The organism is Lysinibacillus sp. UGB7, from assembly GCF_049058285.1.
GTDB lineage: Bacteria > Bacillota > Bacilli > Bacillales_A > Planococcaceae > Lysinibacillus > Lysinibacillus sphaericus_B.
Genome location: NZ_JBMGUV010000025.1, coordinates 61,594 through 82,921, shown reverse-complemented (window position 1 = coordinate 82,921; position 21,328 = coordinate 61,594). Strand labels below are relative to the sequence as shown.

Genomic DNA, 21,328 nt, shown 5'->3' with positions numbered 1-21,328 from the left:
ACTTATTGCATTAGAAATATTCTGCATGGAGTAGCGGGATCGTCTACGAAAATAGCTAAAGACTATTATCATTTTTAAAGAGTGGAACTATGTAAATATTGCTTATTATAAAAAAATTTAAATTTGAACGAAATGTCAAAATATTTATCAAAGCGAGATAAAAGTGATGCTTAATCAGCATGAAAACGATTTCAAATTTTACGGAGTATTTGAATTGTTTAAACAATTCAAAAAATACTGTTGACGAGACCCTCTTATTCGTACTATGATAACAACAATTTAATACGTTCGTTACAGTAGTTAGTTGCATTTACAGCAATTAACTTATACACAAAAACAAAATAGACAGAACATTTTGTATATAGCAACGAACATAGCAATAAATGAGGGGCGTTTAAAATGAGAAGTGACATGATTAAAGTAGGCGTAGATCGTGCGCCACATCGAAGTCTTTTATATGCAACAGGCAAAGTAAAAGCAAAAGATTTAGGCAAACCATTCATTGGGGTTTGTAACTCTTATATCGACATTATTCCAGGTCACGTTCATTTACGTACGTTTGCTGATGTTGTCAAGGAAGCCATAATCGAAGCGGGTGGAATTCCATTCGAATTTAATACAATTGGTGTAGATGATGGGATTGCAATGGGACATATTGGTATGCGTTATTCTTTACCAAGTCGTGAAATTATCGCAGATTCTGCTGAGACAGTTATTAATGCACACTGGTTTGATGGCGTATTTTACATTCCAAACTGTGACAAAATCACACCAGGAATGTTAATGGCGGCGGTTCGTACAAATGTACCTTCAATTTTCGTATCAGGAGGTCCAATGGAGGCGGGGACATCTGCCACAGGTAAACAACTTTCACTAACATCCGTTTTTGAAGGTGTCGGAGCTCATAAATCAGGCAAAATGTCATCGGAAGAGCTGTTAGATATTGAAAACAACGCGTGTCCGACATGCGGATCATGTTCGGGAATGTTCACTGCGAACTCTATGAACTGCTTGATGGAAATGCTAGGAGTAGCGCTTCCAGGTAACGGCACAATCGTAGCAACATCCGATGAGCGCCATAAGCTCATTAAAGAAGCTGCTAAACAATTAGTCCGTATGGTGAATGAGGACATTAAGCCACGTGACATTATTACAAAAGAAGCAATCGATGATGCATTTGCACTTGATATGGCAATGGGCGGTTCTACAAACACAGTCCTTCATACACTTGCCATCGCAAATGAAGCGGAAATTGACTATAACATTGAAGATATAAATAAAGTTGCAGAGCGTGTACCGTATTTAGCGAAAATTATGCCCGCTTCGGATGTGTCAATGGATGATATTAATAAAGCTGGTGGTGTTAGTGCCATCATAAACGAATTAGTATCTATTCCTGGTGCAATTCATCCAAATCGTCCAACTGTTGCAGGTGTAACGATGGGGGAACTTGTAAAAGATTATCAGATTACTAATGATCAAGTTATTCGTACGAAAGACAATCCTTATAGTCCTGTCGGTGGCTTATCGGTGTTATTCGGTAATATTGCACCAAATGGCTCTGTTATCAAAGTAGGTGCTGTAGATCCTTCTATTAAAGTGTTTAAGGGTGAAGCAATTGTCTTTGATTCACAAGAGGCAGCGCAGGAAAACATTGATAATGGCACAGTTAAGGAAGGCCATGTAGTCGTCATTCGCTATGAAGGACCTAAAGGTGGCCCAGGGATGCCTGAAATGCTTGCACCAACGTCTGCTATTCAAGGTCGTGGTTTAGGAACCAAGGTTGCACTGATTACAGACGGACGTTTCTCAGGTGCATCTCGCGGTATTTCAATTGGTCATATTTCACCAGAAGCAGCAGAAGGCGGTCCAATCGCTTTAGTAGAGAATGGTGACATTATTACAATTGATTTACCAAATCGTACAATTAATTTAGAAGTTTCAGAGGAAGTATTAGCTGAGCGTCTTGAAAGATTGCCAGTATTTGAACCGAAAATCAAACGTGGCTGGTTAGCGAGATATTCGAAATTAGTCACAAGCGCCTCTACTGGCGGCGTCATGAAGATTTAACTGAAAATATATATATGTTAAAACGTTGATGAGGTTAAAGGGTCTAGAGTCCTGTATCTACCAGAGAGCCGGTCGTGCTGGAAGCCGGCGATACAACTAGATCCGACATCCCCTCGGAGTGAGCTATTAAACGCGTGTACGCCATTAGATAGCTCCGGGCATAATCGAAGTGCTCGTTATTAATGAATAAATGATTTATGACACCGTATTGGATGTAAGTTTACTTGCATTGGTTCATAAATGCTTTCATTTATTCGCGAGGTAGCAATTTTATTGCTATAAACAAGGGTGGTACCATGAAAAGTCTTTTTCATCCCTACGTAAGGTAGTTCTTTGCGTGTGGAGAAAAGGGCTTTTTATTATTTTTCACGATATTAAAATAGTTTTTCACTATTTTAACTACATGAAGGAGGCTTATTTTGATGAGTGCGAATGTTTCTATCAATGAAAAAGAAGAATTAGTAACAACAGCAGAAGCTGAAAAGATTTTTCAACCGAAAGATGGTGCCGACGTTTTAGTTAAGGCGTTGCATGATCAAGGTGTAGAAATTATCTTTGGCTACCCAGGTGGTGCAGTACTGCAAATTTATGATGCGCTGTACAAAAATCCAATTCGACATATTTTAACAAGACATGAGCAAGGCGCAATTCACGCAGCAGAAGGGTATGCGCGTGTTTCAAATAAACCAGGAGTTGTCATTGCTACAAGTGGACCAGGAGCCACGAACTTAGTAACTGGTATTGCAGATGCGATGATCGATTCCATTCCACTTGTTATTTTCACAGGTCAAGTGGCAACTTCAGTTATTGGTACAGATGCCTTCCAAGAAGCTGACATTATGGGGATTACTACACCAATTACAAAGCACAACTATCAAGTACAAGATGTAAATGACATTCCGCGTATCGTCCAAGAAGCTTTCCATATTGCGAATACGGGGCGTAAAGGTCCAGTAGTTGTTGACTTCCCAAAAAATGTTTCACAAATGCTGTTTGAAGTGGAAAATCCGCCTAAAGCACCAGAAGAAATTTATTTACCTGGATACCAACCAACATACAAACCGAATTACTTACAAGTCCAAAAGGCTATCCAAGCAATTTCTTTAGCGAAAAAGCCGGTTATCCTAGCAGGAGCAGGTGTACTTTTTGCAGATGCACGCGAAGAATTAACGACTTTTGCTGAAAAATACCGCATCCCAGTAACGAATACATTACTAGGTCTTGGATCACTCCACGGCGAGCATGAATTATTTATTGGTATGGCAGGTATGCATGGTACAGCGACAGCCAATATTGCCATTACAAAATCAGATTTACTACTAAATATTGGCGCTCGCTTTGATGATCGTTTAACGGGTAATTTAGCGACGTTTGCACCAAATGCAACCATTATCCACATTGATATTGATCCAGCAGAAATTGGTAAAAACGTTCCGACAGATATTCCAATTGTAGCAGATGCGAAGGAAGCATTAAAATCATTACTTAAAAAAGACTTTGAAGGTCCAGATTCAGCTGATTGGATAGAATTTTTAGCAAATCATGCAAACGAAAATCCACTGTGGTATTCGAAAGCAGCGAGTGATACAGAAGTGTTACCGCAGGAAGCGCTAGAACTCGTGCATCGAATTACTGAAGGTGAAGCGATTGTTACAACAGACGTTGGTCAGCATCAGATGTGGGCTGCTCAATATTATCGCTTAAACAATGACCATGGATGGGTAACGTCTGGTGGACTTGGTACGATGGGCTTCGGCTTTCCAGCTGCAATTGGCGCCCAATTTGCGAAGCCAGACAAAAAAGTTGTTTCAATTGTAGGGGATGCAGGTTTCCAAATGACTGCACAGGAGCTCTCACTACTAAAAGAATTCAACTTACCAGTAAAAATTGTGATTTTAAATAACAGTTGCCTCGGGATGGTACGCCAGTGGCAAGAAACATTCTATGAGGAACGTTATTCATCTTCGCTTATGCCGATTCAACCGGATTTTGTGAAATTAGCGGATGCATATGGCATTAAAGGCTATCTTATTAACACAATTGACGAAGCAGAAAGTATCTTCCGTGAAGCACTTCTTTCTGATGAGCCAGCGTTAATCGATTGTCGCGTAAAACAACTTGAGTGCGTATACCCAATGGTAGCACCAGGTAAAGGTTTACATGAAATGATTGGGGTGAAAAAGAAGTGAAACGAGTAATTACAGTAACGGTGATTAACCAGAGCGGTGTGTTAAACCGCGTAACAGGCTTACTTATGAAACGTCAATTCAATATTGAATCGATTACAGTTGGTCATACTGAACAGCCAAACTTCTCAAAAATGACATTTGTAGTACATGTAGAAGATGAGAGCAAAATTGAACAGCTTGTCAAGCAATTATCGAAGCAAATTGACGTGTTAAAGGTCAATGACATTACAGATAAATCCATCGTGCTTCGTGAGTTAGCGCTTGTGAAGGTCATTTCACCACCAAATTTACGTCTTGAAATGAACTCAATTGTTGAGCCGTTCCGACCACAAATTATTGATACAGCGAAAAATGTTGTCACATATCAAGTGGTGGGACAGCCAGAAAAAATTGATGCTTTTATCGAGTTGATTCGCCCATATGGCATTAAAGAGTTAACACGTACGGGTGCAACAGCATCTGTTCGTGAAACACAAAAAATACCAAATACGCAGCTCTCTATTTTAAAATAGTTTGCATATAAAAGAAAGCTTTGGATGCGCATCCTACAGATAAGTGGTATGCATTTAAAGCTGGACCCCAAAAAACAAACCCATAATTAGGAGGAAACAAACAATGACTACAATGTACTATGAACAAAACATCAACGAGGACGTATTAAAAGGTAAAAAAATCGCAATCATCGGTTACGGTTCACAAGGTCATGCACATGCACTAAATCTTAAAGAGTCAGGTTTCGATGTAGTAGTAGGTGTTCGACCAGGCGGATCTTTCGATGCAGCAAAAGCTGACGGAGTAGACGTGAAAACTGTTGCTGAAGCTGCACAAGAAGCAGATGTAATCCAAATTTTACTACCTGATGAGCGTCAAAAAGCAGTATATGAAACTGAAATCGCACCATACCTAGAAGCTGGTAAAGCACTTATGTTTGCTCATGGTTTCAACATTCACTTTGGTCAAATTACACCACCAGCTGATGTTGACGTATTCTTAGTAGCACCAAAAGGTCCAGGACACTTAGTTCGTCGTCAATTCCAACAAGGTGCTGGTGTACCAGGTCTATTCGCAATCCATCAAGATGCAACTGGTCAAGCAAAAGATTTAGCGCTTGCTTATGGTAAAGGAATTGGTGCTTCTCGTGGTGGTTTACTTGAAACAACATTCAAAGAAGAAACTGAAACTGATTTATTCGGTGAGCAAGCCGTTCTTTGTGGTGGAGCAACTCAATTAGTAAAAGCTGGTTTTGAAACATTAGTAGAAGCTGGTTACCAACCAGAACTTGCTTACTTCGAAACATTACACGAATTAAAACTAATTGTTGACCTAATGTTCGAAGGTGGTATGGCTACAATGCGTTACTCAGTATCCGATACAGCTGAGTGGGGTGACTATGTAGCAGGTCCACGCATCATCGACGATTCAGTAAAAGCACGCATGAAAGACGTATTAACTGACATCCAAGATGGTACATTCGCTCGTCGTTGGATTCAAGAAAACGAAAACGGTCGCCCTGACTACACGAAATTCAAAGAAGCAGGTGCCAACCACCAAATCGAAGAAGTTGGTACTAAATTACGAGCTATGATGCCGTTCATCAACGAAGGTAAAGAAAAAGTAGTGAGAGAAGTGAGCGTAAGTGCGAAAAATTGATATTTTTGATACAACACTTCGCGACGGCGAGCAATCTGCAGGTATTAACCTAAATACAGCTGAGAAGATTGAAATCGCCAAGCAATTAGAACGTCTAGGTGTCACTATTATTGAAGCAGGTTTTCCTGCTTCATCACCTGGTGACTTCGATGCGGTCAATCGTATTGCAGGCACTGTTAAAAATTCCATCGTGACAGGTCTAGCACGCTGTGTGCAAAAAGACATTGATACAACATGGGAAGCGATTAAAGTAGCAGAGCAGCCACATATTCATATTTTCCTAGCAACATCACCAATTCATATGGAGTACAAGTTAAAAAAATCACCAGATCAAGTGGTTGAACAAGCAGTAGAAGCAGTGAAATATGCAAAAAAATTCTTCCCGCTTGTGCAATGGTCTGCAGAGGATGCATTCCGTTCAGATCGTAAATTTTTAGTCCGTATTATCAATGAAGTCATTGCGGCCGGCGCTACTACCATTAACGTGCCAGACACAGTTGGCTATGCATCTCCTCAGGAATACGGAGCATTGTTCAAATTCCTACTTGAGAATGTGAAAGGCGCTGAAAACGTTAAATTCTCTGCGCACTGTCACGATGACTTAGGAATGGCGACTGCTAATACAATCGCTGCCATCGACAATGGTGCTATGCAAGTGGAAGGGACGATTAACGGTATTGGTGAGCGGGCTGGAAACGTTGCGCTTGAAGAAATCGCTGTTGCTCTTCATATTCGTAAAGATATTTATCCTGTGGAAACAGGCATTCACTTACAAGAAATTAAACGTACGTCTCAATTAGTAAGTAAGTTAACAAACGTGGTCATTCAACCAAATAAAGCAATTGTTGGGAAAAATGCATTTGCTCATGAGTCTGGTATTCACCAAGATGGCGTGCTGAAAAATCCTGAAACGTACGAAATTATTTCACCAGCACTTATTGGTGAGGGGGAAGTTCCTCTTGTTCTCGGTAAACACTCTGGACGCGCTGCATTCCGTGACCGTGCGGAAACAATGGGCTTTACTCTTTCTGACGACAAGCTAAATAAAGCATTTACTGAATTCAAAAAGCTTGCAGACCGCAAAAAAGAGATTACAGAAGAAGATTTACTAACACTTCTTACAGAGCAACAAGTGCAAATTGAGGATGTGCCGCTATTTGAATTGAAAATGGTTCAAGTACAATATGGGACAGAGAATATTCCAACTGCGACAGCAACAGTAATTACGCCAGAAGGTAATGTCAAAAATGTTGTGGCTACTGGTTCAGGTTCAGTCGAAGCTATTTTCAATACACTTGAACAGCTTGTTCCGGGAGACATTCATGTCATCGACTATCGCGTGAAATCCGTCGGTAAGGGACGTGATGCACTTGGTGAGGCCGTTATTAATATTCGTTACGATGGTGTATCAACGACTGGTCGAAACTCATCCCAAGATGTTTTAGAAGCATCTGCGAAAGCTTATTTAAATGCCATTAACCGTCATTTAATTCAAGTAAGCCTTCGTGCCCTACAAGAAATCTAATTGTACTTGCTTTACAAAAAGTCTCTCATCTGCAAAAGCAGGTGAGAGTCTTTACTAAAATAGCATAACCTTATGAGGCATTTACACTATATAAAGAAAGGTGTTTTTACGATGGAGAAAAAAATTACAGTACTTCCTGGTGACGGAATTGGACCAGAGGTTGTTGCTTCTGCTGTACGTGTATTACAAGTAATTGGCAAGCGCTTCAACCATACATTCCATTTAGGCTATGCAACAATCGGAGGCGCTGCCATCGACCAACACAATAATCCACTACCAGATGAAACAATTGAAATGTGTGAAGGTAGTGACGCCATTCTGCTTGGGGCTGTAGGTGGCCCTAAATGGGATAATAACCCACCTGAGTTACGCCCTGAAAAAGGTTTATTACGTATTCGTAAGTACTTTGACTTATTCGCAAATTTACGTCCGGTAAAGGCGTTCCCGAGTTTACTAGATGCTTCACCATTAAAACGTGAAGTAGCCGAAAACGTAGATTTAATGATCGTACGTGAACTAACAGGTGGCGTATACTTCGGGGAACCACGTATGCGTACTGAAAATGGCGCAATTGATACAACAGTTTACTCAACAGCAGAAGTTGAACGTATTGTTGAAAATGCCTTTGAATTAGCACGTTTACGTGGAGGCAAATTATGCTCTGTCGATAAAGCAAACGTACTTGAAACAAGTCGCTTATGGCGCGAAGTTGTAGAAGCAAAGAAAAAAGAATATCCAGATGTACTGGTTGAGCATAATCTAGTGGACTCTGTGGCAATGAAATTGATTACAAATCCTAGCCACTATGATGTTGTTGTTACTGAAAACATGTTTGGAGATATTTTAAGTGATGAAGCATCCGTTATTACAGGTTCACTCGGTGTATTACCATCAGCATCAATCCGTGGCGATAACTTTGGACTTTATGAACCTGTCCATGGTTCAGCACCGGAGATTGCTGGTCAAGGTGTAGCAAACCCAGCTGCAACGATTCTTTCTGTTGCTATGATGCTACAATACTCATTCGGTCTAAAAGAGGAAGCGGCAGAAATTGAACGAGCAGTTAGTGCTGTATTTGATGATGGTTACTTCACTGCTGATCTTGCGCGTGATGGTGGTCGAACACTATCTACTAATGAATGGACAGATAAAATAATTAACGAGATTGATACTAGTTTTGTATCAGAAAGTATTATGACAACATACATTTAAGAAATAGGTGAAGACAATGGGCAAAAATATAATTGAAAAGATTTGGGATAAACATGTTGTTTATCAGGAAGAGGGCAAACCGGACCTGTTATATATTGATCTTCATTTAATTCATGAAGTAACTTCTCCTCAAGCTTTCGAAGGGCTACGCATGAACGGTCGTAAAGTACGTCGTCCCGATTTAAGCTTTGCAACGATGGATCATAATGTACCTACAAAAAATTTACCGACCATCACTGATCCGATTGCTCGCAACCAAATTGAAACATTAGCGAAAAATGCTGCTGAATTTGGTATTGAGCTTGCGGGTATGGGACACCCCGATCAAGGGATTGTCCACGTGATTGGACCTGAGCTAGGGTTAACACAGCCTGGTAAAACAATTGTTTGCGGTGATTCTCATACATCTACTCATGGTGCTTTTGGTGCCATTGCATTCGGTATCGGTACATCAGAGGTAGAACATGTAATGTCTACACAGACGTTGTGGCAAAACAAGCCAAAAACGATGGAAATTCGTGTAGAAGGAGAGCTTCCTGAAGGCGTTGCTGCAAAAGATATTGTTTTAGCGATAATCTCTAAATTTGGTATCGGCGTAGGTACAGGTCATATTGTGGAGTTCACTGGAGAGGCAGTCCACAAACTTTCTATGGAAGAACGTATGACAATTTGTAATATGTCCATTGAAGCAGGAGCAAAGGCAGGGCTCGTGTCGCCTGACCAAATTACCGTTGACTACATTCGGGATCGTCGCTACGCACCACAAGGCGAGAAATTTAAAGAAGCATCAACATACTGGTTAAGTCTAGCATCTGATGTGGACGCGACGTATGATGAAGTGCGCATTATCAAAGCTGAAGAAATTGAGCCAATTATCACGTGGGGAACAAATCCTTCTATGGGCTCAGGCGTTTCTAAAAATGTACCAATGCAAGCAGATTATCAGGATGAGTCAGATAAAGCTGCACTTCGAAAAGCACTTGCCTATATGGGCTTAGAAGAAGGCCAACCACTAACTTCAATTGATATCCAACACGTATTTATCGGTTCATGCACAAACTCACGTTTAAGTGATTTACGCGCAGCAGCAAGCATCATCCAAGGACGAAAAGTACATGGAAATGTGACAGCAATCGTAGTACCAGGATCTCATACAACGAAAAAGCAAGCAGAGGCTGAAGGATTAGACAAAATCTTTACAAATGCTGGTTTTGAATGGCGAGAATCTGGTTGCTCCATGTGCTTAGCCATGAATGATGATGTTGTACCTGCTGGTGAACGCTGTGCATCAACATCAAACCGTAACTTCGAAGGTCGTCAAGGTACTGGTGCAAGAACACATTTAGTATCACCACAGATGGCTGCGGCGGCAGCAATTGCAGGTCATTTCGTGGATGTACGCGAATTCGTAAAGGAAACGGTGTAGGAGCCTTTAACACGGAAAGGATGATTGAAAATGGAACCAATTAATATCGTATCTAGTGTCATTACACCACTAGATCGTAAAAATGTAGATACAGACCAAATTATTTCAAAAGAATTTTTAAAGCGGATTGAACGTACAGGTTTTGGTCAGTTTTTATTTTACCATTGGCGCTTTGATGCTCAAGGGAATGAAAGCAAAGACTTCGTATTAAATAAACCTGAGTTTAAAGATTCCAAAATTCTAGTAGCACAAGATAACTTCGGCTGTGGTTCTTCTCGTGAACATGCACCATGGGCAATTTTAGACTATGGCTTCAACGTAGTCATCGCACCATCATTTGCAGATATTTTTCATAATAACTGTTTCAAAAATGGCATTTTGCCTATCAAATTAACCGAAGCAGAATGTGATGAGATTTTAGCAAAAGGTTTAGCGAAGCCTTATAGCGTGGAAGTAAATCTTGCAGCTCAAACAGTAACGGGTGAAGATGGCCAGATTTATCGTTTTAACATCGATTCTTATTATAAAGAAACGTTATTAAATGGTTGGGATGAAATTGCTCTAACATTTAAATACGAAGAACAAATTACTGCGTATGAAGCAAAACGACTAACGTACTAATAGGTAAAGGAGTTGTCTCAGGAAACATTTGAGATGACTCCTTTATTGTTAGAAGGTGTACAATCTTACCTGAAGATTGTGCACTTTTTATAGATAACAGGCTTTTCCGATACTCATTTCATAAAAATAAGCTTATTATATTAGTATAAGGGGGAGAGAAAGATGGATACATTATTACAAGAAATAACAAATTGGCTCAGCACAACGGGTGAACGGATTGTTATTGGTATTTCAGGTCATGGTGCTGCTGGGAAAACAACATTTGCCAATAGGCTCGTAAACCAACTAAATCAACATGAAGTGAATTATATGAATACAGATCCATATATTGTTAGTTCAAACATAAGAAATCAAGCAATAATCGACTATACATATCAAAACGAAAATCATCGTTATAAAATGACAGCTTGCCATCCATCTGCGCATCATTTACCTTCTTTGGAAAGAGATGTTCGGATGCTTAGAGATGGTTTAGAACTATATACAATCGATACACATTATATGGAAAGCGAGTTACTTTCTTCGCAAAACAGCGTATCGATTGTAGAAGGGATGAGTGTTGCATTTATGGATCCAGCATTATTTGATTTAAAAATTTATTTCTATACCGATGGTAAAACGGAATTAATGAGAAGATCCAGTCGTGATATTGTTGAAAGGGGGATGGATATAAATTATTTAAGGCAGTCACACAAAGAACGTCGTATTCAGTATGAGGTCTTTATGCAGCCATACAGCCAGCATTTTGATATTATTGTCAAAACTTCTGATGACGAAATTACTCTAGAAAAAAATACATTTCCATTTAAATAATCATGTGTTTTGAACAATTTAATTAGTAATTATCGTGGCTTATCAAGTCGCTTACATACTTTAGAGGAAAGAGGCAGAAAAATGATAACTGTTATTGGTAGTTTAAATATGGATTTAGCAGTAAAAATGGATGTTTTCCCAAAGCAGGGTGAAACAGTACTCGGAGACCAATTTCAAACAATTCCAGGTGGAAAGGGGGCAAATCAGGCGGTTGCTGCGGCGCGATTAGGAAGTCAAGTAAACATGATTGGGTGTGTGGGTACAGACGACTTTGGTCATACTTTACGTAACGTATTACAACAAGAGCAAATTCACACAGAAAACTTAGTAACAGCTTCAGTACCCACAGGTATTGCAAATATTTTATTATACAACAACGATAATCGTATTATTGTTGTACCAGGTGCTAATTATGAGTTGAGACCAGCTCACATAGAGGCTGCAAGAGAGATTATTCAGCAAAGTCAAATGGTGATTATGCAGCTTGAAATTCCGATGGAGACGACTAATTATGCATTAAAGTTATGTAAAGAAGCGAATGTACCCGTATTATTTAATCCAGCACCAGCGGCGAATTTTGATATACGATGGATGGAGGACATTACGTATATTACACCAAATGAAACAGAGTGTTCACTTTTATTTGGTAATGATTTTGATGAGGTGCTGACAAGATACCCGAATAAGATGATACTAACACTTGGTAGTGATGGTGCACGTTTTTTTGATGGTGAGTATCCTATTCATGTACCCGGTTATATGACAAATGCCGTAGATACAACAGGTGCTGGCGATACGTTTAACGGTGCATTAGCTCATGCATTAATAGAGGGACAATCATTGGATGAGGCAGTGTATTTTGCGAATATAGCAGCCTCTTTATCTGTTGAAAAATTTGGCGCACAAGGTGGCATGCCAACACTTGGGGCGGTTTACGCTCGCATGGGTGGCTTTGAAGAGTAAATACAAAAGTCCTTATGTGAGTTTTTGGTATAGGTCTTTATGTAGTTGTTGCCTAATTAGCTAAGTTCGAGTAACATTGCCCGACCATGATTGAATTAAAAATATCATTTCTTTATGTCAGGTTAACGCATAAATATTAACGAAGATGGTTATTTATCATAAGAAATAACTACTATTTGTGACAACTACATATAAGTATATTGTCCTTTTTGTTTATTCTCCTTAGTACCATGTATAGGAAATCGATTAGTTTCATTTATAATGGAACTATAGATATATACGGAAAGAGGTTTTAGGAATGACAAATATCGACAATATGCCACTCGAACATACAGCCTCAGCGAATAATATTTTGCCACAGCTTGTAGACCGTTTGCGTCAACTGTATGGCATTATTGTGCAAAATACATATGTAAAAGATACGGCTAAACACTTAAATCGAATCATCCATGATGCCAACAACCAAACAATGGTTCTGATTGTTGGCAAAGAGCGTGTGGGCAAAACTACACTTGTGAATGGTCTTCTTGGACGTTGTGTTTTACCTGTAAATGATCAAAATCCGACAGGCGTCAATACATTTTTACGATACGGAGAGCAAGAGGAAGTAAAGGCGTATTTCTTAGATGGCGTGGTAGCAGTATTCGATATGAGTAAATTGGAGTTACTCACAACTGGCGATACATTTGCATCACAAATTTTACGTGAACATTTAGATTATTTAGAGGTGTATCTGAAGAATGATTTACTGAAATCTGTCACGATTATTGATTCTGTTTCACTGGAAGCGGGAGCTGGGGAAATGGCTTATTTCTCCGAATCGCTAATCAACAGAGTCGACGAGATTTTTTGGGTGTTGCGTTCTGGTTCAAAGGCTATCGATGCAGAAATTTTATTGATCGAAACGTTAAAAAATAAAGGTGTTGAACCGCTCTGTATAATCAATGGCATTGATACAAATGATGATTCAGAGGCGTTTATGATGGCTGAAAAAGAACGCATCGGTCATTTAATGAGTGATTTCGTCTCGATTTCTGCAACAAATGCTCTGGAAGCAAGACAAACTGATAATGTAGAGCTATGGAAAAAGAGCCACTACGATGATTTGATTGCACAAGTTCATCGTGTTGCTGCAAATTGTGATAAGAAAACGTATACCGTTTTAATTCGCTTCTTACAATGGCTAGAGCGATTCCGCTTCGAACTAACAGTTATTCCACAACGTGACCCATTCCAATCTGCTGTTGAAAACATTGAAAAATACGCTGGCGATACCCAATATGAGTTTTCACGTTACCAACGTGATTTAGCAATTGTGCAAGAATATGAACAAGAGTATGAACAGGTTGCAAATGTATTTAAAAAAGTTCAAACGCTATATCAACTATTGCAAACTGTCTCACAAAATGATTATTTACAAAACGAGATAGTAGAAAGCTTTACGGAAAAGGCAATCAGCTATCAGCAAATGTTACGTGAATATCGAAATATGCATAGTGAATATATGCGTGAATATGAACGATTGGACGCGCAGCATAAAAAAATTCATGGTAAAGGCCTAATGAAAGCTATTTTTGGCCATCATACGCAAAACCAATTTTTTAAAGAACGTGTTAATAAGCTAAATGAACAGCAAGCAGTGTGCATTGCACAATTTAAGAAGGTGCAGGAAGCGGAAACATCCATGCTTCAGCTAGTCCATTCAGTACAGAATGATTTGATGGATTTAGTGAAAAGACGTTTAGCACGGATAGAGCAAAAAGTTCAAGAACTTAATCATCAACGTGCTAAAGAAAAGCACCAATTAAAATTATATGCTGAAAAATTAAATGAATTTTCATGTTTAATTGAAGCACAGGGTTATATTAAAGAGGCAATTCAGCCGTTTTTAATGGACGATAAACTGCCGCTAAGAACGAAGGATCAAGAAATGCTTAAAGAAACCATTAATAGCATCATGACCATCGATTTATCCAGTAATGGGTTGCTTGCGCGTAGCCAAATGAATCACAAGATGGAAAATAAAATAATTCCATTTGAGGTGAAAGCAAAATATCCATTATATGCTTTAGCTTTAACGGAAACAGATGTAGTGTCAAACGATATACCAGAAATACCCAAAAAATTAGATATACAATACAATAATGAATAATTATTCATGTAAAGAAGATGTCCTAAAAGTATGATTTTACTTTTAGGGTATTTTTTTGTTTAAATACACTGTTGTTCTTCGCTTATTTTGTGAGATCGTGACTTTTCCTAATAGTCTTTTCCACATAATTTAGTTTTCTAGTAGGTAATCAATATTGTTTTTCGTAGTAGGCATGTTCACCTGCAGGCCTAGGATTTTTAATTACTCATTTCTTTTCATAGCTAGTTCCTCTTTAGGTTGTTTTCCACATTTTTTTAAAATTCTACTTTGTTTTATTCACTATTTTGGAATTTGTTACCAAAGTAAGTGTTTAAACATCGCAATTCGTATATTCCTTCAGCATGTTTATATTGATCGGATACAATAACTGATTATTGCATTAAAAAGCTGCCATTTCATTGTTTAGCTTCTAAAGGATGTTAGATATAAGAGGTCAGTCAATTGCATTTTTTATCATTTATGAAGAGGAAAATAACAATTTTTATAAAGTGGGTTATTGACTGGATTTAAACATTGTATTATCGTGTTTATACAAAAGCAAACAAAAATTAAATTCGTTTGCTTTTTTCGATTCTAAGTCTTGGATCAAGAATCAGGCAGTGAGCTTAAACAGGTCTAAACTAGGGGGAATACTTATCAATTTTTTATTCACTAAACGCATTTCTAAAGGGGGTATTTATCCACAATATATGGAAATTACACTTATTTTTAAGGAGGTAATGTAAATGAAGCAAAAAAATGAAAGTCCAAAAAACCTAATGGCTAATCCAATGATTGCTTTTTTGATTCCTGTCATTTTCGCAAGTGTTTTACAATCATTGGGTCAGGTGTTTGGTATTATTCTTGTTGGTCAAATACTAGGTGTTGATGCACTCGCAGCCATTTCGGCATTTTTTCCATTATTATTTTTTCTTATATCCTTTGCCGTTGGTATTGGCTCAGGGAGTTCAATTCTAATTGGGCAAACGTATGGTGGAGGCAATATTTCCAAAATGAAAGAAGTGGTTGGTGTTACGCTGGCTTTTACAATGCTCGCTTCGGCTATTGTTGCCATATTTGGTAGTATGTTTATAGATAGTATTTTGAGATGGATGGGAACACCCGAGAATATTCTTCAAGAAAGTATAGACTACGCGAGAATTTTGTTTGTTTCGTTGCCCATTACTTTTATGTATATGACATATACCACTTTTATGAGGGGTGTCGGAGATTCCAAAACTCCCTTGTACTCTTTAGTTATTAATACGGTATTAAATATCACACTGTTGCCGATTCTTATGTTCGGTTGGCTAGGATTACCTGCGTTCGGATTAAATGGTGCTGCATATGCTGCTGTATTAGCCAACTTCATTACCTTTGTCATACTAATAGCGTACTTATACAAAACAAAGCATGTGTTAAAACCCGATCGTACAATTTTGCAAAATCTCTATTTTAAAGGTGTGATATTAAAAAAACTTTTGACATTAGCGATTCCAACTAGTATTAATATGATGGCAATCGCTATGTCCGAAATAGCTGTCATTACATTTGTCAATGATTATGGTTCCAATGCCACTGCAGCTTATGGCATTGTCAATCAACTTGTAAGCTATATACAAATTCCGGCAATGAGTATTTCCATTGCAATTTCCGTTTTTGTTGCACAAGCCATTGGAGCTGGAAAAACAGCTACTATCCAACATATAACAACATTAGGGATTAAACTGAATTATCTACTTGGTGGGGGACTCATACTTTTTGTTTATCTCTTTGCTGACCCTATATTAAAAATATTTTTAACAAATGTCACGGCAATTGAAATGGCTAAAAGCCTTATCATAATTTCGTTTTGGGGTTATGTACTGTTTGGTCATATGCAAGCTTTGTCTGCAACCATGCGCGCAACAGGTACCGTTTTGTGGCCAACTGTCTTTATGATTACGAGTATTTGGCTAATTGAAGTACCGACTGCCTATTTCTTATCACATTATACCGAACTTGGTATTAAAGGAATTTGGATTGCGTACCCTGTTGCGTTTATAGTCAACCTGATTGTGCAAGCTACGTATCATCATTTTGTCTGGAGAAAGAAATCCTTGAAGGCATTATTGGCGTAAGGGTTTAAAAATCATTAATATTTGTGAGGCAACAGGCAAACTGAGGGGGGAGCGGACTTTTCATAAAAACCTTCCATAGCATAATTAGAAACAATGAAACAAAATGTGGTAGTTAAACGTATATAAAAAAGGAGGGAATGTGATGATTCATATTAAAGGACGCTTTACGGATGCGAAAATTTATGCAGTGACACCTCTTCAAACAGCCATTGATCAAATACAGGAATTAACAAATCAAGCTTTTATGGCTGGGACGAAGGTACGTATTATGCCAGATTATCATGCAGGCAAAGGCTGTGTCATTGGCACAACGATTCAACTAAAAGATCGTGTCGTACCCAATCTCGTAGGTATAGACGTGGGATGTGGTGTTTTTGTAGCGGAGATTAAGGAGTCGAAAATAGACTTTGCAAAGCTTGATGAAACAATTCGAGAATTTGTTCCAAGTGGGCAAGATATACATGAAGAAGTAAGACCTTCACGTGGTTTTGCAGAATTTGAAGGAAAACAATTCATCGCAAGTGGTTTCAAAGATGATTACACGAATTTATCACTTGGTACGCTCGGTGGAGGTAATCATTTTATCGAACTTGCGAAGGATGATCAGGATACTCATTATTTATTAATTCATACAGGTTCACGTTATGTAGGGGCGAAGGTCGCTAATTGGCATCAAAAACGTGCCTTTGAAACGTTATGTCGTGAGGATTTAACGGAAAAAATTAATGCGTTGAAAAATCAGGGACGTGCACAGGAAATTCAAGCGATGATTAAAGCTTATAAAGAGAAGAATCCTTTAGTGCCAAAAGAGCTAGCCTATTTAGAGGGCGAGTATTTTAATGATTATATACATGATATGAAAATTGCCCAGCAATACGCTCGCATGAATCGATTGACTATTGCTGAGACGATTGCTAAACACATGGGTTGGGATTTTACAGAAACATTTGATACTATTCATAACTATATAGATACGGATACAATGACGCTTCGAAAAGGAGCGGTACGTGCCAATAAAGGAGAAAAACTTGTTATTCCAATGAATATGCGAGATGGCTCACTTATTTGTATGGGGAAAGGAAACGCTGAGTGGAATTATTCTGCGCCGCATGGAGCTGGACGTATGTACTCTCGTCGTGTCGCAAAACAAGCGCTGAATATGGATGATTTTAAAGAAATGATGCAGGGAATATGGACAACTTCCGTTAACGAAGAGACACTAGATGAAGCTCCGATGGCCTATAAGCCGATGAGTGAAATAACGTCAGTTATCGAAGATACAGTTGATATTTTAAAAATTATTAAACCTGTTTATAATTTCAAAGCGAGTGAAGCAGTGAAGCCGTATGAGCGAAGAAAGTAATTTGTATAAATAGCTTCTTCTTGATAGCCAAGATGAAAACATATCCATAAATTTGATGGATATGTTCAGACTGAAGACAAACTCAATTTATTTAGTTTGTCTTCAGTCTTTTTTCTTTTCAAAAAGAAGTATCTATATAAACCCGTTGCTTTCCGCTCCGGCGGGCATGGCTTCAGTCTCCTCGTCGCTACGCTCCTGCGGGGCCTTTTCGCTCATCCGATTCTTTGCAGAAGTCGCCGCCTGCACTCCAATCAACTAGGTACGTCTATATTGATGGAGGTGATGGATAGGATGACCGAAAATGGTAATAATGAACAACATCAATCAGAAATACTGCCAATTGACCAAATGGTGGCTGAAGACAAAGCATTGTATGCGTTCGCCAACCCTCGAATGGCTTAAAAAAATGTTCATTTGGGTAATGCTTACTTTTGCTGCCATGCATTTGAAGAAGCTTGCTAATTGGACATGGCAAAGGCCAAAAATGGCAGAAATAGTTGCACGAAGCGTACGTTCATAAGGGCTATTTTTAATTAATATTTCTGATTTGGAGAGGATTTCTGACAACATCTTTATTTCATTATTTACGACGCATAGCGCGAATTATTTGCTTTGTATCGGCGTCAATACGTAGTGACTCCGTAATCTTTTGCAATGCCTTATTGTAAGTAAATAAATCAAGGTGATTGTTTTTTAAGTAGGGCATCGTCTGCTTGGGCATTTTAATATAGCAGATGGACACTGCCCAAGCAAGGGCCATTTTCACGTAATAGTCTTCATGGGATATGTCGTCTAGTAACTGTAATGTTTTTTGAATATACTGTTCATCGACATAATAATTAAGTAATGTAACGACAGCAAAGCGGACGTCATAGGCGTTTGTTGATTGACAATAAGGCTGTAAAAAATCCCAGACAAGGGCTTGGTTCGTCTTTGTAAATTTTAACCCTGAGCAAAAGCTATCACAAACCGACCAGTTATCGATTTTAGGGATAAACTGTGCGATCAGTGGTAGCTTTTCTTGTGGTGCTTGCTTTATAGAGCCTATGACCAGCCCTTGGAGCAATATCTCTTCAAAATAAACGCTTTCCGCTGTTTGTAAAAATTGTAATGGTTGCTCTTTGGCAATTTCTTTGGCTAACTTTCGTAGTAATGGTATTCGAACACCAATAATCGTGTTAGCATCAATAGTGGGTATCAATGCACTTGAAAATTTTTGATAGCCTCTATCTTGTAAGGCAAATAATTGATCACGTACAAGCATAAAATTCACTCCTTCTGTACGTATTGTACGTTGAATAAAGACAATTGAAAATAAAAGCAACAGAAATCTTAATAAAAAAATTGAACGAAATTAATAGATAAATGTGTCATTGGCAAAGAGTATATCGAAGTAGATTTCATGAAGAAAAAAGTACATACAGCACCACCATTTAAAGGATTGGCAATTCAAGTAATGTCTCATAATACAATAGAAGTAGAGTTTCCTACTACCCTAAGTTATTATGAAGCTGTAGATATAAACGGAAAAACTTTTTACCCGAATACAAGTAGTCACGCAGGCTCGAATGTAAATAAGCTCACATATTCCACCTATACATTGGCTATGAGAGCAGCGGTCAATCCAGTGCGCATTTACTTTTAGCAGTTCGAAAATTATTTATGGTGAGGCAAAAATTGTAGTATCTTTAAAATAAATATTGAATACGGTCATGACAATATAGCTACAAATTTAAAAGGCTTACCATAAGCAAAATCGCATACGGTAAGCCTTTTTAGGTTGGAAATGACTATCTTTTTAATATTGACGTGTTATGCGCTAGGCTTCGTTTGTAGGTGTAAATGTACGTGCTGCTAATTCGCCGTCGAGCATGAAAATTGCATTTGAATCGTTTTCGATACGTTCAATTTTATGAATTAATGTATCAAAAGTAGATTCTTCTTCTACTTGTTCGTCAATAAACCATCTTAAAAATGCCATTGTTGCATGTTCGCGCTCGTCTAATGCAATATCAGATAGGTTGTAAATACGACGAGTGACCTCTTTTTCATGATTCAGGGCAGATTTAAAAGTATTTAAAAGAGAATCAAAGTTATTATCTGGACTTTCAAAACCATAGATAGTTGCACGATAGCCCATATCACTTAAAAAATTATAAAATTTCATGGCATGGAAGCGTTCTTCTTCAGCCTGTACTAAAAAGAAATTGGCAAAACCGTCATAGGCCTCATCCGTACAGTATGCTGCCATTGCCAGATAGGCATGTGCAGAGTAAAATTCAAAGTTCATTTGATCATTCAGTGCTTTGTGTAGTTTTTCAGATAACATAAAAGTTTTCCTCCCTTAGTAGTAAATACCTTCTACTTACTCTTCTAGTATAATTGAATATGGGCTTTCGTACAAAAAAATTTGTTTTTCACAGTAATCGCTGCAAAAAACAATTGATATTGGTTCTCAATTAGAATATTTAGTCAAAGTCATTTTTTAAGCGCCAAATAACCTCTAAGAGATTGGTAAATAAATTAATAAAATCCAGATAGAGATTTAATGCCATGCCAATGACTGCCTCATCTGACACATGATTATGTCGAATTTGGTTAAAGTCATACACCGTATAGATACTGAAGAGTAGTACAGTTATAGCGGCGATAATTAGTCCTACCATATTACTGACAGGTACGAACAAAAAAATAACAGAAAATACAAGTGCGACAATTAGCACAGTGAATAAGTAGCTTCCCCAATTTGAAATATCTTTATTCATCATGATGCCGATGAGTGCCAGTGCTATGAAGATGACAACGGTTGCTCCGAAAACAAGTAAAACAAATTGTTGTCCTAGCTCACCAATGTAAAATTGCGTTGTCCAAAATAGTAAAATACCCATTAAAAAGGGGATCGTGTACATGATGGAATGAGTGAGCTTTAAGCTTTTAACAAAGCATGTAATGATAAGTAGGATAATGCAAATTAGGGATAATGGCATCACAATTGAAGGGGGTAACTGAGTTGCCACCAACATTCCTACTACGGTCAATACCCACATGAAGGTAAAATGTTTTAATATTTTATTTAAGTTTTGATTACCTTTAGCATACGCCATTTATAAGGTCCTTTCTTTTGTGAAATAACTTGATAGTATGTATACGAGTAATATGAATAAAAGATTCTTAAAGTTTGTATTTTGGCTACATATAGATTGCTTCATGAAAAAAATTCGCCCAGACGATTTGTCGGGGCGAAT

At 38.2% G+C, this 21,328-nt stretch carries 17 protein-coding genes; 14 read left to right on the top strand and 3 right to left on the bottom strand.

From position 1 onward, the window contains the following. Positions 1 to 399 precede the first annotated feature (399 nt). From ilvD to ACOMCU_RS19850, 13 genes are all read left to right on the top strand, one after another. Positions 400 to 2,070, top strand: a complete 1,671-nt coding sequence (gene ilvD / locus ACOMCU_RS19910) for a dihydroxy-acid dehydratase (RefSeq protein ID WP_010859620.1) — start codon at positions 400 to 402, stop codon at positions 2,068 to 2,070. Positions 2,071 to 2,492: 422 nt separating this feature from the next. Continuing rightward, positions 2,493 to 4,259, top strand: coding sequence for a biosynthetic-type acetolactate synthase large subunit (gene ilvB, locus ACOMCU_RS19905; RefSeq protein WP_010859619.1), 1,767 nt, complete (start codon positions 2,493 to 2,495; stop codon positions 4,257 to 4,259). Continuing rightward, on the top strand, positions 4,256 to 4,771 hold the full coding sequence (ilvN, locus tag ACOMCU_RS19900; RefSeq protein ID WP_010859618.1) for an acetolactate synthase small subunit: 516 nt from the start codon (positions 4,256 to 4,258) through the stop codon (positions 4,769 to 4,771). The genes ilvB and ilvN overlap by 4 nt, the downstream gene beginning before the upstream one ends. A gap of 103 nt (positions 4,772 to 4,874) precedes the next feature. Further along, complete coding sequence (ilvC, locus tag ACOMCU_RS19895) at positions 4,875 to 5,909, top strand: ketol-acid reductoisomerase (protein WP_010859617.1); 1,035 nt, start codon at positions 4,875 to 4,877, stop codon at positions 5,907 to 5,909. Beyond that, a complete protein-coding gene (locus ACOMCU_RS19890) occupies positions 5,896 to 7,434 on the top strand; it encodes a 2-isopropylmalate synthase (protein WP_010859616.1) in 1,539 nt (512 codons plus the stop codon). Before ilvC ends, ACOMCU_RS19890 begins: the two co-directional genes overlap by 14 nt. A gap of 111 nt (positions 7,435 to 7,545) precedes the next feature. Then, positions 7,546 to 8,646 (top strand): 3-isopropylmalate dehydrogenase, encoded by a 1,101-nt coding sequence (gene leuB, locus ACOMCU_RS19885; protein WP_010859615.1) that lies wholly within the window; start codon positions 7,546 to 7,548, stop codon positions 8,644 to 8,646. 16 nt (positions 8,647 to 8,662) lie between these two features. Continuing rightward, on the top strand, positions 8,663 to 10,072 hold the full coding sequence (gene leuC, locus ACOMCU_RS19880) for a 3-isopropylmalate dehydratase large subunit (protein WP_421051168.1): 1,410 nt from the start codon (positions 8,663 to 8,665) through the stop codon (positions 10,070 to 10,072). A gap of 30 nt (positions 10,073 to 10,102) precedes the next feature. Then, on the top strand, positions 10,103 to 10,693 hold the full coding sequence (gene leuD / locus ACOMCU_RS19875) for a 3-isopropylmalate dehydratase small subunit (protein WP_421051167.1): 591 nt from the start codon (positions 10,103 to 10,105) through the stop codon (positions 10,691 to 10,693). Positions 10,694 to 10,855: 162 nt separating this feature from the next. Further along, positions 10,856 to 11,506 carry a uridine kinase family protein gene (locus ACOMCU_RS19870; protein WP_421051166.1) on the top strand — a complete coding sequence of 217 codons (651 nt, stop codon included), beginning with the start codon at positions 10,856 to 10,858 and terminating at the stop codon, positions 11,504 to 11,506. An 81-nt stretch (positions 11,507 to 11,587) separates the two neighbouring features. Next, complete coding sequence (gene rbsK, locus ACOMCU_RS19865; protein WP_421051165.1) at positions 11,588 to 12,469, top strand: ribokinase; 882 nt, start codon at positions 11,588 to 11,590, stop codon at positions 12,467 to 12,469. A gap of 298 nt (positions 12,470 to 12,767) precedes the next feature. After that, positions 12,768 to 14,621 carry a dynamin family protein gene (locus ACOMCU_RS19860; RefSeq protein ID WP_421051164.1) on the top strand — a complete coding sequence of 618 codons (1,854 nt, stop codon included), beginning with the start codon at positions 12,768 to 12,770 and terminating at the stop codon, positions 14,619 to 14,621. Positions 14,622 to 15,346: 725 nt separating this feature from the next. Further along, positions 15,347 to 16,720, top strand: a complete 1,374-nt coding sequence (locus tag ACOMCU_RS19855) for an MATE family efflux transporter (protein WP_421051162.1) — start codon at positions 15,347 to 15,349, stop codon at positions 16,718 to 16,720. A gap of 142 nt (positions 16,721 to 16,862) precedes the next feature. Next, entirely contained in the window at positions 16,863 to 18,083 is a 1,221-nt protein-coding gene (locus ACOMCU_RS19850) for an RtcB family protein (RefSeq protein ID WP_421051160.1), read from the top strand. 580 nt (positions 18,084 to 18,663) lie between these two features. Here ACOMCU_RS19850 and ACOMCU_RS19845 read toward each other — a convergent pair. Further along, complete coding sequence (locus ACOMCU_RS19845; RefSeq protein ID WP_421051159.1) at positions 18,664 to 19,347, bottom strand: DNA alkylation repair protein; 684 nt, start codon at positions 19,345 to 19,347, stop codon at positions 18,664 to 18,666. A 138-nt stretch (positions 19,348 to 19,485) separates the two neighbouring features. Between ACOMCU_RS19845 and ACOMCU_RS19840 the strand changes: the two genes are divergently transcribed. After that, positions 19,486 to 19,728: a hypothetical protein gene (locus ACOMCU_RS19840; RefSeq protein ID WP_421051158.1), complete on the top strand. Its 243-nt coding sequence runs from the start codon at positions 19,486 to 19,488 to the stop codon at positions 19,726 to 19,728. A gap of 174 nt (positions 19,729 to 19,902) precedes the next feature. Here ACOMCU_RS19840 and ACOMCU_RS19835 read toward each other — a convergent pair whose 3' ends face one another. Then, positions 19,903 to 20,412 (bottom strand): ferritin, encoded by a 510-nt coding sequence (locus ACOMCU_RS19835; RefSeq protein WP_010859604.1) that lies wholly within the window; start codon positions 20,410 to 20,412, stop codon positions 19,903 to 19,905. 139 nt (positions 20,413 to 20,551) lie between these two features. Beyond that, entirely contained in the window at positions 20,552 to 21,187 is a 636-nt protein-coding gene (locus ACOMCU_RS19830; RefSeq protein WP_421051156.1) for a Bax inhibitor-1 family protein, read from the bottom strand. Positions 21,188 to 21,328 lie beyond the last annotated feature (141 nt).

Coding starts and splice junctions, on each gene's coding strand:
- ilvD (WP_010859620.1), top strand. CDS start 400: ATGAGAAGTGACATGATTAAAGTAGGCGTAGATCGTGCGCCACATCGA.
- ilvB (WP_010859619.1), top strand. CDS start 2,493: ATGAGTGCGAATGTTTCTATCAATGAAAAAGAAGAATTAGTAACAACA.
- ilvC (WP_010859617.1), top strand. CDS start 4,875: ATGACTACAATGTACTATGAACAAAACATCAACGAGGACGTATTAAAA.
- leuB (WP_010859615.1), top strand. CDS start 7,546: ATGGAGAAAAAAATTACAGTACTTCCTGGTGACGGAATTGGACCAGAG.
- leuC (WP_421051168.1), top strand. CDS start 8,663: ATGGGCAAAAATATAATTGAAAAGATTTGGGATAAACATGTTGTTTAT.
- leuD (WP_421051167.1), top strand. CDS start 10,103: ATGGAACCAATTAATATCGTATCTAGTGTCATTACACCACTAGATCGT.
- ACOMCU_RS19870 (WP_421051166.1), top strand. CDS start 10,856: ATGGATACATTATTACAAGAAATAACAAATTGGCTCAGCACAACGGGT.
- rbsK (WP_421051165.1), top strand. CDS start 11,588: ATGATAACTGTTATTGGTAGTTTAAATATGGATTTAGCAGTAAAAATG.
- ACOMCU_RS19860 (WP_421051164.1), top strand. CDS start 12,768: ATGACAAATATCGACAATATGCCACTCGAACATACAGCCTCAGCGAAT.
- ACOMCU_RS19855 (WP_421051162.1), top strand. CDS start 15,347: ATGAAGCAAAAAAATGAAAGTCCAAAAAACCTAATGGCTAATCCAATG.
- ACOMCU_RS19850 (WP_421051160.1), top strand. CDS start 16,863: ATGATTCATATTAAAGGACGCTTTACGGATGCGAAAATTTATGCAGTG.
- ACOMCU_RS19845 (WP_421051159.1), bottom strand. CDS start 19,347: ATGCTTGTACGTGATCAATTATTTGCCTTACAAGATAGAGGCTATCAA.
- ACOMCU_RS19840 (WP_421051158.1), top strand. CDS start 19,486: ATGAAGAAAAAAGTACATACAGCACCACCATTTAAAGGATTGGCAATT.
- ACOMCU_RS19835 (WP_010859604.1), bottom strand. CDS start 20,412: ATGTTATCTGAAAAACTACACAAAGCACTGAATGATCAAATGAACTTT.
- ACOMCU_RS19830 (WP_421051156.1), bottom strand. CDS start 21,187: ATGGCGTATGCTAAAGGTAATCAAAACTTAAATAAAATATTAAAACAT.